19 protein-coding genes are annotated in these 15,532 nt (G+C 43.8%); 9 read left to right on the top strand and 10 right to left on the bottom strand.

Translation table 11 applies throughout. The features are described from left to right. Positions 1-242 precede the first annotated feature (242 nt). Positions 243-797 carry an NAD(P)H-dependent oxidoreductase gene (locus tag LY85_RS18645; protein ID WP_141827850.1) on the top strand — a complete coding sequence of 185 codons (555 nt, stop codon included), beginning with the start codon at positions 243-245 and terminating at the stop codon, positions 795-797. Positions 798-878: 81 nt separating this feature from the next. Here the strand turns inward: LY85_RS18645 and LY85_RS18640 are convergent, their stop codons facing one another. Together LY85_RS18640 and LY85_RS18635 are read right to left on the bottom strand one after the other, a co-directional pair. Then, positions 879-1,145 (bottom strand): AbrB/MazE/SpoVT family DNA-binding domain-containing protein, encoded by a 267-nt coding sequence (locus tag LY85_RS18640; protein ID WP_052010497.1) that lies wholly within the window; start codon positions 1,143-1,145, stop codon positions 879-881. 288 nt (positions 1,146-1,433) lie between these two features. Then, positions 1,434-1,658 (bottom strand): helix-turn-helix transcriptional regulator, encoded by a 225-nt coding sequence (locus LY85_RS18635; protein ID WP_141827849.1) that lies wholly within the window; start codon positions 1,656-1,658, stop codon positions 1,434-1,436. Between the two features lie 100 nt (positions 1,659-1,758). On the opposite strand from LY85_RS18635, the gene LY85_RS18630 reads away from it, so the two are divergent. Continuing rightward, a complete protein-coding gene (locus LY85_RS18630; protein ID WP_141827848.1) occupies positions 1,759-1,947 on the top strand; it encodes a hypothetical protein in 189 nt (62 codons plus the stop codon). A gap of 57 nt (positions 1,948-2,004) precedes the next feature. On the opposite strand, the gene ligD is transcribed toward LY85_RS18630, so the two are convergent. Next, on the bottom strand, positions 2,005-4,446 hold the full coding sequence (gene ligD / locus LY85_RS18625; protein ID WP_141827847.1) for a DNA ligase D: 2,442 nt from the start codon (positions 4,444-4,446) through the stop codon (positions 2,005-2,007). Between the two features lie 163 nt (positions 4,447-4,609). On the opposite strand from ligD, the gene LY85_RS18620 reads away from it, so the two are divergent. Further along, entirely contained in the window at positions 4,610-5,428 is an 819-nt protein-coding gene (locus LY85_RS18620; protein WP_141827846.1) for a Ku protein, read from the top strand. 206 nt (positions 5,429-5,634) lie between these two features. Here LY85_RS18620 and LY85_RS18615 read toward each other — a convergent pair whose 3' ends face one another. From LY85_RS18615 to LY85_RS18590, 6 genes are all read right to left on the bottom strand, one after another. After that, positions 5,635-5,982, bottom strand: coding sequence for a cupin domain-containing protein (locus tag LY85_RS18615; RefSeq protein WP_185741290.1), 348 nt, complete (start codon positions 5,980-5,982; stop codon positions 5,635-5,637). A 225-nt stretch (positions 5,983-6,207) separates the two neighbouring features. After that, positions 6,208-7,173 carry an alpha/beta hydrolase gene (locus tag LY85_RS18610; RefSeq protein WP_141827845.1) on the bottom strand — a complete coding sequence of 322 codons (966 nt, stop codon included), beginning with the start codon at positions 7,171-7,173 and terminating at the stop codon, positions 6,208-6,210. Continuing rightward, positions 7,154-7,735: a MarR family transcriptional regulator gene (locus tag LY85_RS18605; RefSeq protein WP_141827844.1), complete on the bottom strand. Its 582-nt coding sequence runs from the start codon at positions 7,733-7,735 to the stop codon at positions 7,154-7,156. Before LY85_RS18605 ends, LY85_RS18610 begins: the two co-directional genes overlap by 20 nt. Before the next feature lie 399 nt (positions 7,736-8,134). Continuing rightward, positions 8,135-9,700, bottom strand: a complete 1,566-nt coding sequence (locus LY85_RS18600) for a recombinase family protein (RefSeq protein WP_141827843.1) — start codon at positions 9,698-9,700, stop codon at positions 8,135-8,137. A gap of 182 nt (positions 9,701-9,882) precedes the next feature. Beyond that, entirely contained in the window at positions 9,883-10,251 is a 369-nt protein-coding gene (locus tag LY85_RS18595) for a helix-turn-helix transcriptional regulator (RefSeq protein WP_141827842.1), read from the bottom strand. Positions 10,252-10,399: 148 nt separating this feature from the next. Further along, entirely contained in the window at positions 10,400-11,563 is a 1,164-nt protein-coding gene (locus LY85_RS18590) for a hypothetical protein (RefSeq protein WP_185741289.1), read from the bottom strand. 223 nt (positions 11,564-11,786) lie between these two features. On the opposite strand from LY85_RS18590, the gene LY85_RS18585 reads away from it, so the two are divergent. After that, complete coding sequence (locus tag LY85_RS18585) at positions 11,787-12,029, top strand: helix-turn-helix transcriptional regulator (protein ID WP_141827840.1); 243 nt, start codon at positions 11,787-11,789, stop codon at positions 12,027-12,029. A gap of 281 nt (positions 12,030-12,310) precedes the next feature. Here the strand turns inward: LY85_RS18585 and LY85_RS18580 are convergent, their stop codons facing one another. Next, positions 12,311-12,490: a helix-turn-helix transcriptional regulator gene (locus tag LY85_RS18580; RefSeq protein ID WP_141827839.1), complete on the bottom strand. Its 180-nt coding sequence runs from the start codon at positions 12,488-12,490 to the stop codon at positions 12,311-12,313. A 226-nt stretch (positions 12,491-12,716) separates the two neighbouring features. On the opposite strand from LY85_RS18580, the gene LY85_RS18575 reads away from it, so the two are divergent. The 5 genes from LY85_RS18575 (at position 12,717) to LY85_RS18555 (ending at position 15,531) form a co-directional block, all read left to right on the top strand. Continuing rightward, complete coding sequence (locus LY85_RS18575; protein WP_141827838.1) at positions 12,717-12,953, top strand: hypothetical protein; 237 nt, start codon at positions 12,717-12,719, stop codon at positions 12,951-12,953. Between the two features lie 79 nt (positions 12,954-13,032). Next, positions 13,033-13,650 carry a hypothetical protein gene (locus tag LY85_RS18570; RefSeq protein ID WP_141827837.1) on the top strand — a complete coding sequence of 206 codons (618 nt, stop codon included), beginning with the start codon at positions 13,033-13,035 and terminating at the stop codon, positions 13,648-13,650. Beyond that, complete coding sequence (locus LY85_RS18565) at positions 13,634-14,167, top strand: DUF87 domain-containing protein (RefSeq protein WP_243122618.1); 534 nt, start codon at positions 13,634-13,636, stop codon at positions 14,165-14,167. Before LY85_RS18570 ends, LY85_RS18565 begins: the two co-directional genes overlap by 17 nt. Positions 14,168-14,378: 211 nt before the next feature. Further along, entirely contained in the window at positions 14,379-14,561 is a 183-nt protein-coding gene (locus tag LY85_RS19420) for a hypothetical protein (protein WP_185741288.1), read from the top strand. Continuing rightward, complete coding sequence (locus tag LY85_RS18555; protein ID WP_141827836.1) at positions 14,515-15,531, top strand: hypothetical protein; 1,017 nt, start codon at positions 14,515-14,517, stop codon at positions 15,529-15,531. The genes LY85_RS19420 and LY85_RS18555 overlap by 47 nt, the downstream gene beginning before the upstream one ends. The last annotated feature ends 1 nt before the right edge of the window (position 15,532 follow it).

Here is a 15,532-nt window from a genome sequence, read left to right as displayed (position 1 = left end):
TTTTTCATTAATACCCCTCTGTTGCCGCTCCTTAATTGGAGCGGCTTCTCTATTTCCATAAATTACCTTTGCAAAATAATTACAAATTTGTTACTATTTAATTGTCAATTACACAATTGGCATTCCTCCTATTTTTTTTGGGCCGCCCAGGCGTTAGGGCGGCTTTTTTAATATTAACGTTCGCTTTTTAAATAAATAATGCTATAATAAACATATCAAATACTTTTAAGGGGTGACCTAATATGAGCAAAAAAGCAATTGGCGTCTTTGTAGGAAGTCTTCGAAAAGATTCTTTCAGCAAAAAGATCGCTCAAAATGTCATTGATCTTATGCCGGAAGATTTTACCGCGCAAATCATCGATATCGGAAGTCTTGAATTATATAATCAGGATTATGACGATACTTCCGCTCCGCCTGCTTCCTGGACTGAATTCAGACAAGCTGTCGGCAAATTGGATGCATTTCTGTTTGTAACGCCGGAATACAACCGTTCCGTCCCTGCCGTATTGAAAAACGCGCTTGATGTAGGCTCCCGTCCATATGGGAAAAGCGTCTGGGACGCAAAGCCCGGAGCAATCATCAGTGTATCCCCGGGGAAACTGAGTGCCTTCGGCGCAAACCACCATCTACGTCAGTCTTTGGTGTTTTTGAACGTTTACACGATGCAGCAGCCGGAAGCGTATCTTGGAAATGTAACGGACGTTCTGGGACCTGACGGTAAACTGGCTTCAGAAAATACCATATCGTTTCTGAAAAGCTATGTGGATGCTTTTGTAACATGGATTAACCATTTCTAATGGTTCCATTCGGCTCCTGCCGTAAGGCAGGAGCCTCTTTTTTTGTTTGTTCCGCGGTTTCCGCAGGATATCCGGGGTTTATTACGCTTTTGGTTTTTTTCTCACTTTGTCGAGATATTCCTCCGGGTTTCTTCCGGCATCCTTTGCGGCCGCGAACAGCGCTTCGCGCAGCTCTTCTTTCGTCCAATCCTCATATGGCACATATTTGTGCAGGATAATATTTTCTTCGTCATCCGTATAGAACTCGATCGGATCTCCGTCCTCGATTCCATTGATTTCGCGAAGCTCTTTTGGAACGACAATACGCCCCGTGTTATCAATTTTGCGGACAATGCCTGTTGCCCTCATAGATTTTTCCTCCCTTAAATTTCCCTATCTCATGTAAGACGGAAATACCCGATTTTCCGTCATGGTCTTTTCATCAATAGTATATCAAACAATACACAGAATCTGCTATTTAAAATCCAATCTGCCAGGGAAACGTTAAGACGGCTCTTTATATTTCTGCCTCTCCGAAGTTCTCTGTGGGCATCACACCAAAAAAGGAAAGCACCCCAAAGGGTGCTTTCCTTTTTATGTCATTCTGATATTGACGCGTCTTCAAATCAAAGCAAAAAATATTTCCCATCTTATCCGCTAAACAAACAAATCTTCATACCGAATTTCAAGCACTGTTTTCAACGCTTTTATCTCGTCTGGATATAGATGACGCTGTCCTACTTCAATTTTTGCCAAAGCACTTCTGGTAATATCACAACCGATAACCTGCAGTTGGGCAGATAACTGCTCCTGTGTTAAGCCTTTTAACTGCCGGATAGTGCTAAGATTTTTTCCAACTGCTTTACTATACTGATAATTCATATCCAATACCTCACTGCACTTATTCAGGTGCAACTATGTATTGATTTTACAGGTTATTTATGGTATCATTGCACTAATATAGTGCAATAGGAGAATCTTTATGCCAGATTACAAAGAAATGTATTTAAAAATGTTACGGACTTCCGAACAGGCTGTCAACATCCTGATTACGGCACAGCGAGAATGCGAGGAGCTTTATATATCCTCTCCACAGCCGGAGTTCCAAGTAATTCCGCCGCCATCAAAAAGCAATAATGGTGTGGGGCCGGACATAAAAAACGGCGGCTGATCTTCGGACATTTCAAAATGTTCCAAAATACCAGCCACCGTTCATTGACCGATTTGCTTATTTTAACACCTGATTATTTTGAAAAAAATCTTTCCAGGGGTCATTGCCGCCGATCCTCTGGAGTGCATCCTCCATAGTAATGCCGTCGGGGGCAACCGTTTCAAGTTCATCCCAGGCGATCGGCATGGACACTTTGGCCCCTTCTCTCGCTCTTATGGAATAGGGTGAAACACTTGTAGCGCCCCTGCCGTTTCGGATCCAATCGATAAAGATTTTGTTTTTCCGTTTTTCCTTCCGGATATTGCTCGTATAACGGTCGGGCCACTTCTGTTCCATCACTTCGGCAATGCGTTTTGCAAAATCGTGGAACACATCCCACGAAGCAACGGGTTTGAAAGGGACGACCACATGGTACCCTTTGCCGCCGCTGGTCTTAAGGTACGAGTTGAGCGAGAGCTCGGCAAGAATGCTTTTGACATCTTTCACCCCCTGGCGCACCGTTTCGAGGTCCATTCCCTCGTCAGGATCAAGGTCAAATACCATTACGTCGGGGTTTTCAAGCTTGTCTATCCTGCTCCCCCAGGTATGAAATTCCAGCGTACCCATCTGTGCTTCGGATATCAGTCCGGACACATTCTCAATATAGAAATAATCTTCCGTTTCCCCATCGTTGGTGGGGATCGATACTGAAACGACCCCTTTACTGTCCGAACCGGGATGCTTTTTAAAAAAGCAGCTCTGTGATATTCCCTTGGGACAGCGTACGATGCTTAAAATTCTGTTGGATACATAGGGCAGCATGTGCGCCGCTGCTTTTTCATAATACCGGATCACATCCGCCTTGGTTATGTCAGGATCGTGAAACATGATCTTTTCCGGGTGGGTAATCTTAACGCCTTCTATGATAAGGTCATCGTCAGCTGCTTTCATGGGTTTCTCCACATTTTTGGCGGATGCCCGAGGCTCTGCCTCATCATCCGCTTCCTCCTTTTTGATATCCTTTGGGTTTTTATCGGTCCGCAGGCCCTTGAAGCTTGCCTGCCGCAGCAGATTTTCTTCGGTCCACTGTGCGAACTTGATTTCCGCAACCAATCGGGGTTCAAGCCAGGTGATTTTTTCGTGAGTTCTCTCCTGGGGCGCCTGGCTGAAAGGAGCGGATCCTCTTTCTAAACTTTTAAACTGATGCTCAAGCTCTGCCGCGCTGCGGGCGCTCAGGCCCGTTCCGGCCCGTCCGGCATAGACCAGTTTTTCTCCTTTATAAACGCCAAGGAGCAGCGAGCTTACCCCGCTTGTCTTTTTATCGGACAGGGTATATCCTCCAATGACGAATTCCTGCCTTTTATCACATTTAAGCTTGATCCAGTCACCGTTTCTGGTCCCGCTGTATACGGAGTCGGCTTTTTTACCTATAATTCCTTCCAGATTCGCCTGACCGGCGGCCGCAAAGCTTTCTTTTCCATTGCCTTTGATATGCTGGCAATAATAAAGATTTTTCGGTGAACTCTTCATAAGGGTTCCAAGCGCTTCTTTTCTGTCAATCAGGCGCTGTCCCCTTAGGTCCGCTCCGTCCAGGGCCAGAAGGTCAAAAACGATATAGATGCAGTTTTTACCTTTCGGAGCTTTCATATGGTTTTGAAGAGCCTGAAAATCCGTCCTGCCGTGGACGTCCGTGACCGCTATTTCACCGTCCAGAACCATTGCCCTTCCGGCGGCCAGATCAATAAGGGAATTGGCGACTTCCGGAAACCGGTCTGTATAATCGTTGCCGCTGCGGGTTTGCAGCCGAACGTTGTTGCCTTCCATAAACGCCAGAATCCTGTAGCCGTCGTACTTTACCTCGTAAAGCCAGTCCTCGCCTTCGGGAACCGTGCCGACAAGTCTGGCAAGCTGTACATCTGCCTTTTCAAAAGGATTACGGGTGAATTTTTCACCCTCGCCTTTTTCAATTTCCTCTAGGGTGCGTCCGGTCCGGACGCTTGTGGTGAACCCGGAAATTCCATCGCCGGTTTTGCTGTAATCATCTTTTTCTTTGAGCAGAAGCCAGTTGCTTCGGGTCTCGTCCGCTTTTGCTTTCATTCGGATCAAAGCCCATTTCCCCTTTAGTCTTTTGCCTTTCAGGATAAACTTAAGCGAGCCTGTACGGAGTCCTTCCGCTGCATCCGCCTGAGGTTCCCAGAAACCTTCGTCCCAGAGCATTACGACTCCGCCGCCGTATTCGCCCTTGGGAATCAGCCCCTCAAAGTTTCTGTATTCCAGTGGATGGTCTTCCACCTGTACGGCAAGCCTCTTATCGTGGGTATCATAGGAAGGACCCTTGGGTACCGCCCAGCTTAAAAGTACCCCGTCCCATTCGAGGCGGAAGTCGAAATGATCCCTGCGGGCAATATGATGCTGAACGACAAATTTCAGGCGTTCTTCGGGATTTTCCGATTCACCCTCTGGTTCTTCGGTTTTTTCAAAATTTCTTTTCCGATTGTATTCTTCCAGCTTTGTAACCATTGATACGCACCCTTTTGACAAGCAGTTCCATCAGTCCGGAACCTGCGCTTTCCGTTATTATCCGCCGGTTCCCCAATATTTATCCTATTGAGAAATCACACGAGCCGAATTTCAATTATTTGCCGTTACTTTTGGTTATACTAAATCCGGAGGTGATATTTTTATGCCAGTAGCACATCATTCCGTTATTTCATTTGGACTTGTGGCGATTCCTGTGGCTATGTACACAGCCACTCAGGATAACGATATTCATTTTAATCAGCTGCATAAAGAAGACCAGAGCCGTGTACGGTATAAAAAGACCTGTGCTCATTGCGGAAAAGAACTGAAAAGTGAAGATATTATCAAAGGCTATGAGTATGACAAGGACCAGTATGTCGTTGTATCGGATGAAGAAATAGAAAAAATCAAAACTGAAAAGGAAAAATCGATCCAGATCCTGCATTTTGCGCAATTAAACCAGATTTCGCCGGTTTATTACGATAAGACGTATCAGGTGATTCCGGATAAGGGCGGAGAAAAAGCTTTTGAACTTCTGAGGTCCGCTCTGATGAAGGAGCAGAAGATTGCAATAGGCAAGACCGTTATGGGAACAAAAGACACTTTGATGGCGATCATCCCGCGTGAAAACGGGGTGTTGATTTCAACCATGTTTTATCAGGATGACATTAAGGATCTGCAGAAGTCTTACGATATTCCACAGCCAAACGAACAGGAATCAAAAATGGCTCAGGCTCTGATTGACACAATGGATACGCCTTTTGATCCGTCTCAGTATAAGGATGAATACCAGGGAAGGCTCAAAGAGCTGATTGAAGCAAAAATCGCCGGAAAAGACGTTGTCGCTGCCAGTTCCGAGGAACAGACCGGAAAAGTTATCGATCTTATGGATGCACTGAAAGCCAGCATTGAGAAGCAGAATGAGGATAGAACAAAGAATGAGCCGACAAAAAAGAAGGCAAGTAAAACGAAAGGTGCGTAAAGCACTAGATACTATATTTTTATTTTTGTTCTAGAATTATACAGGGACTGACAGTCATTGAGAATGCTGCTTCCTGCCTGCGCAGGAGTTTGCTGTGGGCACCCCACAATGAAAAGAGGCAGCCGGTGAAGGGTGCCTCTTTTCATTGTGTCACCAAGTCAAAATAGATACAGACATTTCGTTCTCATTATGCTCATTAGTGGAAGTTAATCTTCATATGCATCCCCACTATTTTCTTTGTTCAAAGTACCGTCAAGCTCGATCATCAAAAATTTAGTCAGCTCTTTTACAACAGGTCTATGCAGCTTTCCTTTTGGAACAATAATCAATTCGTTTTCATTAAGCTTAATAAGTCCTTCTTCGGTTTCAAGATGAAAACTCCCCTCAATCACGTAAAAAAGTTCATCTGAATCTTCATGAACATGAAAATCCAAAGTACGGTTTTCAACCTTAACAACGCTTAATACATGATCATTTAAGCGCCCTACCTTATTATAAACATATAGATTCTCAATAGCATCGACGGCTTTTTTTATATTCACTTTCTCCAACATATGAAACCTCTCCTGCATTATAAACAATTTGAAGTTGAAATATATTTTTTAGTATAACAGAAAAGCAAGCTAAAAGAAATACCATTCTGTATCTATTTTAGCCTGCTGACCTTGGTGAAGATAACTGCCCTAAATCCGAAGACATCTATCTCGTAAACGGTATGCTGGTTCTACATCTAAATCGATTTGCGTATTGAAAACTACAAGGGGCGCACGTTAGTTGAATCACGACCTTCTGCTTTCTCTATTACGAATGTCTACCAAGGTATCAATGAACAAGTCAGGCTGGTCAACCATTGTCATATGTCCAGCGTCAGGAATTAAATATATTTTTTTACGCGGCGCTTCAATTGTTTTGAAATACTCTTCAGAAATAACATGAGGGGTTTGCCAATCATTTTCACCTAAAACATAATAGATTGGCATTTTATATTCTGCCGATTCTGATCTTAGATCAAATCTACTCCAAAATTCAATTACTTCTTGATTAGGTTTATCCATTTTTATCAAAGCAGTAATATCTGATAACTTAAAAATCGGACTTTTAATTAAAGCTAGTATCGCAGAAGTATTTCCTGTAGCAGCTAAATTATATTTACCTTGAACAGCACGTAGTTTCGCCGATTTATTCTTAAAGGCAATACCATGGTTATCACCTGGATAATCTCCCAAAGCTTCAAGTTTTTGTAGAGATTTTTTATCATTGGCCCGCGATGCTAATTCTTTCACTTTTTCGTAACCGACATGCTCATTTTCAAACATATTTATAACTTGTCCTGTTCCGATATAATAGGATATTTCTTCTGGATGCTTTTTTATAAATATGCTTCCTAAAATAGTTCCCCATGAATGTCCGAATAGAATGATTTTTTGCTTATGATATTTTCCTTTTAGGTATTGAATTATTTCCAATAAATCCTCAAGTAATAAATCGATCGTAGGGTATTGATCTGGATTTTTCGTAAGTGTTTTCCCGGCACCGCGCTGATCCCAATGAATAACAGTAAAAATTTTTTCCCACTTTTCTTGAAAAATATAGGAAAGCGTTGATTCTGCAAAACCGGGCCCACCATGCAAAAAAAGCATCACTGGATTATCATACTTTGTACCAGCATGAAATAGGTACTGGTCGATTGTGTTGATATGTGCATATTCCTCAAAATAAATTAATCTATTGGATTTGTTTTTCAAATGATTCCGCTTCCCTTTCTAATTTTTGCTCTACTAATTTCAAATTTTTTGTTTGCCTGCAGTTGGGATTCTGAAAAAATTCTTCACTTTCGTAATTCATATTTTCTTGAAATCCATCCTGTTCAACCCCATCATAGCTGTACAGCTTTTTTAAAAGTTTCCACAGAATCTCCATATCTTGAGTAGTGAATTGCGAAAAAACATCAGTCATAAGTTCTAATGATCGTCCGTCACAAATTATAATGGCCTTTTTACCTAATTCAGTTATTTGCACATTAGACGCACGTTTATCCTGCTCAGAAGGTATCGTTACAACAAAACCTTTCTTCGCCATAAGTGCTATTAGTTGCTTTACGCTCTGCCTTGTAGTCCCAAGTTTTTTTGCAATATTATTATAAGTTGCCTTCTCACCAGGCAAATGTATAATAGCAAGCATCGCCATCATTTGCCTTGCGGTCAGAATTTGTAGTGACTGATCGCCTTTTGCTTGAATTTTGTTAGCCAATGCGAATATAGTAGCATAAATCTGTTGCATTAAATAAAGATCTTTTTCATAATTCATAAGAACGTCTCCTATATATGCAATATATTGCATATATAATTATAATCAAATCATATCATATTGTCAATAACTTACGGTTAATCAATGAGATGTGCAATATACGGAGCATTCGGATCAGTACGACGTGTAAGCATCGCAGGGGTAAATAGTTAGCGCCAGTGTAAAAATGCGGGAAAAATGTCCATGGGTTCAAGCCTGTGATTTGCTCACATTGATCGCTGCAAAAGTTGCTGATGCAAAATTACAAAGTTAAGCATTGCATAAAAATAGCATATATTCCAAATGAAGGAATATATGCTATTAATTACCATGGTGGAGATGACGAGAGTCGGGCGGTCTGGTTTCTGCCCGCGTTCCGCGAGTCCCTACCTATTTTCTATTGCAAATTTAAAAATCCTGCTACTTCCTGCCTGCGCCGGAGTTTACTATGGGCACCCCTTCAATGAAAAGAGACACCCCATGAAGGGTGCCTCTTTTCATTGGTGGAGCGTCTGCAATCATAGACGAACTAACAAATGCTCCATTATCGACTTCAATTTCATCAAGAAGAATATCGTCAATCGTGATTGGCTTGTCCCCGCCGTTCAGAATTAGCGTTATTTTATCGTCCCATAGATAAACTGCTCGAAGAAAAATATTGATAATCCCTTTGCGGTTGTTTTCATCGTCCACTTTACCCTTTTTCAGTGAATAGAGAAATGCTTCAATCTGTGGAGCAGTGAAAATAACCTGTTTTCCAGTTTCAATCGCAAGCTGCCCCTGCAATTCCTCTTTTTCCTGCTTTCGCTGGTTGATGCGTTCGGTTATCATATCGATGGCCTGTCCATGCTCCAAGGCTTTCCAGAGATTTTCAATCGCTCGGTCTGCTTCCTGTATCGCGTCCTTTATTCGCTTAATAGCTGAACTATCATAGTCCGCTTTGCAAGCAGTGGACACCGCTTCCGCAATTTTTATAATATTGCTGTCGGTCAGTAGCTTTCGGCACTCTGAAACAACTCTGTCCTCGATAGCCTGTTTGTTGACAACTTTCTTTTTACACAGCTTTTTCCGGCTGTTCTTGCAGATATAATAATGGTATGTAGTTCCAGTCTTACTTGTTCCGCTGTAACCAATCATCATTTCCCGGCAGTACCCGCAAAACAACTTAGTTGTCAAGATGTATTCTTCTTTTGCTCTCGCCCTCGCGGGGGCTTTTTTATTGCGGTCGAGAATTCGCTGCACTCGGTTAAAAAGTTCATCATCAAGAATGCGGGGCATTGCGTCCGGGACTTCCGTATCCTTGTAAATGTAATAACCAACATACCGCTTATTCCTCAAAAGCCGATGTAAGCTGTTTTTATTAAATTGATTGCCGTGGGTAGTTTTGATTTGCTTTTCATTTAGATACCGATTGATTTCCGTCACAGTTTTGCCGCTTGCATACATTTCAAAAATTTCACGGACAATGGGCGCGGTCTGCGAGTCAATATGGAACCGGCGTTCTTCATCAACCACATAACCAAGGCCGGGATTGCTACCGTTGCTCAAATGCTTTTCCGCATTAATGCTCATACCTCGGCGGATTTTTTGTGACAGCTCGGCAGAGTAATATTCCGCCATGCTTTCCAGCACACCTTCTACAAGAATACCGCTTGCATCGTCGCTGATGTTCTCCCGCGCGGAAATGACTCGTACACCGTTCTTTTTCAGCCTTTGCTTATTGATTGCACTGTCATATCGGTTACGCGCGAAACGGTCAAGCTGGTAAACAAGGACAGCTTCAAAAGTGTGTTTGTCGCTGTCAGAAATCATGCGTTGAAATTCGGTTCTGTTGTCTGTGGTGCCGCTCTGTGCGCGGTCGATGTATTCACCCACCACAATGTACCCATTATTTTTGGCATATTGGTAACAGGTGTCAAGCTGCCCTTCAATAGATTGTTCTGTCTGATTGTGACTGGAATATCGGGCGTAAATCACAATGTTCATTTGCGCACTACCTTTCGTAACTTCATGGGCGGTTTTTCAAAACCCGCCACACAGGGGGCGTTCCCCTTATTTGCCGCAGATTCAAAAATTCCCTCCTGTCAAGGTCTGATTGTAAATCAGTTCATTTTAACCTTGACTGGCGGGAATTTTTGAATATCATACGCAAGGGGAAACGTACCCGCCTATTTGCTTTGCTCCTGCAACATCTGTGTTAAAACTTCACGCAGCTTTTCACTGACTGGTGAAGATGGGTCAAAGCACATATCCACAAACTGCCGTAGTTCCTTATTATCCTGCGTGATAGCTTCAATCACTTTGAGTTTATGCTCGTATAGCTTGCCCTCTGGCTGCTCTGTTCGAGCGAATATATAATCCATAGAAACATCAAAAAAATCGGCATACCAAAGCAGAACTTTTAGCGGCGGCGAAGTCTGGCCGTTTTCATATCTGTTTATGCTGGCTTGCGTCGCTCCCATAAGTGCCGCTATCTTTGCTTGGGATAGGCTCACACTCTCCCGCAAACTCTTTAACCGCTGCGCTACCTCTTGCATAGTCAACGCCCCTTTCTTATAATTTAATAATACAATAATTGAGTTGTTTATTCAACTCTATTTTTGTATAATATAATAAGGCAGTTAAAGCCACTGCCTTAACTGCCCTGCTGATTTTAAATAATTCAGTTTTATATTGCGGAAAAACTCATTTCAACTTGGCTGTCAGAGTAGAAATTTTCACCGGGGTGGTCTGCATAGCGTATCCATATATATCTGTACTGTTGCTTGTGCTACCGTTCCCCAATTCACCACTGCGTCCACATGCCCATACGGAACCGTCCGTTTTAACGATAATGGTATGGAGCGTGCCACCGCTGACGGCTGCCACACCATCCATTAATTTGGCAGGAAGAGTTTGCACAGGGAAGTCCCCACGGCCTTGATTTATCTTCTCATTTCCGACGTAACCATTACCCAATGCCCCTTGACCATTATCTCCCCACATCCATAGAGAGCCGTCGCGCTTGATAGCTGCGGTATAGCTACTGCCACAGCTAACAGCAGCGACGTCATCCATCACCTTTACCGGGACTGTTGAGGTTTTTCTGGAGCCGTTACCCAATTGTCCGTATTCGTTACCTCCCCACGCCCACAGAGAACCATCAGTCTTGACCGCCGCAGTGTACATCATACCTAGACTGACAGCAGTCACGTTATCCATTACCTTGACGGGAACATCCTGCACAGAAATAGGCCCATCTAAACTATATGCTTCTTGATTGCCCTTTCCGCCGTTACCGAGTTCCCCGTTTTTGTTGTATCCCCACATCCAAAGAGATCCGTCGGTCTTAATAGCGGCGGTATGCCCCCAGCGACCACAACTAACAGCAGCTACATTATCCAACACTTTTACCGGAATTACAGAATTTCCGGGTACACCCTTGCCCAGCTGTCCATAGTTGTTATTTCCCCACATCCACAGGGAACCATCTGTCTTGATAGCAGCAGTATAGTTATTGCCACAACTGACAGCAGCTACGTTATCCAATACTTTGACAGGGACTAAAGAATCTTTAGTGGAATTGTTACCTAACTGTCCGTCGTAGTTTCCACCCCACGTCCATAGAGAACCGTCCGTTTTGATAGCGGCAGTATGATTTTCACCGCTACTGACGGACATTACATTGTCCAACACCTTGACAGGGATGGTTTGATATTTTCCAATGCCATCTTCACCGTTTCCAATGCCGCCGTTGCCTAATTGCCCCTCATAGTTAGCGCCCCACATCCACAGGGAGTTATTGGTATCTATTAATCCGCTATGATGAATTCCTGAGCTGACAATATTCGCCTTTCCAATCTTGCTCATATCGTGCGCCGAAGCTGGAACAGCCGTCCCCAAGCATATTAGTACAGCTAGAGCACAAGAAAGCCATTTCTTCCTCATTTGATTCGCCCCAATCTTTGTTCAGATTCGTAAACTATTATCATCTTATCATATCTTTTTAGGAAGCACAAGAAAAATTTGTGAGCCAATGCCTAACATACTTCCGCGTCGCCTTTCGGTACAATTTTGTTAGGTGGTGGCTAATATGAAAAAGGTGGAGCAATTACAGTTTGATGAGGATATTTATAACACGATACGACGCAATATTAAAAAATACCGCAATGAAAAAGAGCTGACGTCCGCTCAGCTTGCGGAAATGGTTGATCTCTCCCACGATTTTATACGGCAGATTGAAAGTGAAAAGACACGGTACAACTTTTCGGTAGAAACCTTTTATAAAATCTCCGTGGCGTTAGGGGTTAGCTTAGATAAACTGGTTGAGAAGTAAACGGGTTAAGAAAACAGCCAACAGTTTAATATCATTTGCACAAGAGCCAACTGGATTTGCTCCAGTTGGCTCTTGTGCTTTCATAGGCGATTATTTTTTTGCATCAGAATAATGGTTGCGCTTAGAAAGTTTAATCACGCCTGACGGTTCTTTCTCAGCAAGTTCTCGTTCTTGTATACAGCTAAGTGCCTCTTTTGCTCTTGCCTGACGTTCAGGGCTTAACATTTCTTCACCGCGCCCAAAAAGCCAGTCAAGGCTAATTCCATGCCTATCCGCAATTTTCAATGTATGTCAGATGAAAGGCTCATTTCTTCACGCTCAATACGGCTGATTGTATTGGGTGAAACTTCAATACTTTCTGCAAATTCGGCTTGTGTTAGCTTTTCCCACTCTCTTAAATCCTTAATACGCCCAAGTACAATATCCTTTTTGCGCTTGCTAGCACCCGTTTTATTGTTCATTTAATCTCCTTTCCAGAGTTTGTATTTTTATTTTACTATACAAGGTCGTATAGTGCCAATCGCGGAAAATGACGACCTCAATTAGACATATAGGTTCTCGCTATCGGAACGTAGCTCCGTTACAATAAAGCTACGACATGGCCATGTTGTCACGATTAACTCTGTGTTGCTCTGGCGTTCAAACGTATGAGGGACACATCATCAACAATTTAGGAGGAATACATTTATGAAAGCAAAACTGATTGGCGCTCGCGAACTGAATTTTCAGAGCGGTGATGGAACGACGGTAAAGGGTGTTCAGTTGTACATCAGCTTTCCCGAAGAAAGTGTTGTCGGCGAAATGACAGATAAACTTTTCCTAAGTGAAAACTTTGCACTGCCCGCTTGTAAGCCGGGAGATATGCTGGACATTACATTTAACCGCAAGGGCAAGCCGGAGACCATCACAGTTATTGGCAAGTAAATTCTAAACCGCACAGCTTGTACCGCTTGGGGAAATTTCTCCCGGCGGTGCAACTGGTGCTTGATGTGGAGGAAACAATATGAAATCAAAAAATATTGTTCATCAGACAAAAGTTCTGGCTCATAGGCGGCGTAATCGTTCCATTCTGCGGCTGCGATTGTGGTCGGGAATAAAAGAAGTAATTGCAAAGCCGTGGAAAGGAATTTTAATTCTGCTGCTGTGTGCTGCTTTTATCTTCCTTTGGAGTGCCCGTGATACGTTAGTACCCTTTCATAGCGATATACCACTGCTGATTACTGTTTGGGACTATATTATTGCCGCTTTCATCCCGCTACTGTTCCTGTTGCTATTGGTTGGGCTGCTGCTCCTTTTAGGAACACCGTTCCGGGCAAAGGCGGTTGAAAGCAGTCTGCTGCAAATCGGTCTTGCCAACCGCTACGGATATGCCCCGGCGTTGATTTCATGCAGGCGTATCAAAAATACACAGGTCAGCGTAATGGCGTTCTATTCGCTTGGTGTTGGTACGGAAACATGGGAAACGCACCGCACGGAAATACAGGATGCGCTTAACGTCCATTTTGTAGAGCCTATCAAGTACGGCGGCAGAAATGGACGAAACCGCAATATCATTGTCATTACTGCCGCGCCCGGAGCCGAAGTACGCAGAGAGGATGTGCTGCATGATGATGAATTCTGACGCGCCAAAGTTGCTGACGCTCGGTTACGATTTGGACGCATGGAACGGTTATGGGGCTAAAATCCCCATAATCACTGATGTTTCTCCAGCTGCTAACAGCCATATTCTCATTTGCGGGATGTCCGGTTCGGGGAAATCTTATTTTGAAAACGCCCTGTTTGCAAAGCTTATTATGGCAGAATCGGGCGGGGAATACCATTTCGCGGACTACAAAGGGGATGACAACTTTGCGTATCTGCGCGGATGTTCTCGATATTATTCTTACAAGAGTACACTGCAAGCGTTAGAGGCCGTGTATGCCCGCTTAAACGCCCGTCAGTCGGGAGAGGACAAAAGCAAGCATCCCATTACGCTAATTTGGGATGAATACATGGCAAATGTCTTGTCGCTTGTAAATGAGGATAAAAAAGCGGCGGCTGTGGTGATGAACAAGGTAAGCGAAATATTGCTGCTTGGGCGCTCCCTGTCTGTGCGCTTAAGACAATGCCTTTACGCATATCTGTCGCATTCGTTCTGAATTTTGTACCGTTCCTACCTTGATAAAATACAGTTGCGAAGCTTGAAGTAAGGCAACGCCTTCACTCTTTTCAAATATACGGCCTTTGACTTGCTCCATGAAATCAGGTAAGAGCATTTCATAGATACTCTTGATAGCCGCGCCGAGAACGATTACAACGCCGTAGTTAAGGCGTGAACCAGAAGGAAAAGCAACCGCATCAAGGCGCTGCATGGTGGTAATCAAAGAAACGCACGCGCTCGCCCGCCGCGCGAAGCGTAAGGCGGGCGAGCGCGTGTGTCTGGTTAGTATTACCCAGACACCTCTGTACCACCACTGCGAAAATCACGCAAAGGAAGTGAAAACCTTTGAAAAAAGATACACGACACAGAAAATACTTACTTACAATCAATAATCCCGGCGCTGAATGGACACACGATAAAATCCGTGAAGCACTTGGGAAAATGCAGCTGAAATACTGGTGCATGGCTGACGAACGGGGCTTACAGGAACAGACCCCGCATACGCATGTGTTCTTTGTCGCTAACAGCCCAATTCGCTTTTCTACCGTCAAAGGCTGTTTCCCAACCGCTCACATTGACCCGGCTCGCGGTACTTCTGATGAGAATCGTATTTATGTTCAAAAGAGCGGGAAATGGACGGATGATGAAAAGGCAGATACCAGTATTCCCGGCACGTTTGAAGAATGGGGAGAGTTACCGATAGAAAGCCCCGGTCAGCGCACCGATTGGGATATAGCGTTAGCCATGCTTGAGGACGGTCACAGCGCAATGGATATTATCCGTTCGCAAACCCACTTAATGCACTACCGCTCCACCTTGGAGCAAGTTAGGCAAGAACTGATTGCAGAAGAATACCGCACAAAGTTCCGAACGCTGGAAGTTACCTATATCAGCGGGTCAACCGGATTGGGCAAGACACGGTATGTCATGGAAAAATACGGCTATGAAAATGTTTGCCAAATCACCGGCTATCAGTATGGATGCTTTGATAAATACCAGAGCGAAGATGTAATTGTATTTGATGAGTTTTCATCCAGTATGAAAATTCAGGATATGAACAATTTTCTTGATGGCTACCCGCTGATGCTGCCTTGCCGCTATGCAAACCGTGTGGCGTGCTATACAAAAGCATACATCATCAGCAACATTCCGTTGGAATATCAGTATGCCAACGTGCGTTTAGATACCCCTGCGGTCTGGAATGCCTTTATACGCCGTATTCACAAGGTTGTGCATTTTACCGGCATTAACCAGTATGACGAAATGACCACACAGGAATATTTTGCACCACGCCAAAAGGCGTTGGATGGCTGGAGGGAAATCAAGGATACAAGGAGTTGCCCTTTCACAGAGGGAGGGTAGG

Origin of the sequence: Clostridium sp. KNHs216 (genome assembly GCF_006714885.1) — a bacterium.
Classification (GTDB): domain Bacteria; phylum Bacillota; class Clostridia; order Oscillospirales; family Acutalibacteraceae; genus Caproiciproducens.
Note: the sequence above shows the minus strand (reverse complement) of the source record. Positions and strands in the feature narration are given on the sequence as shown.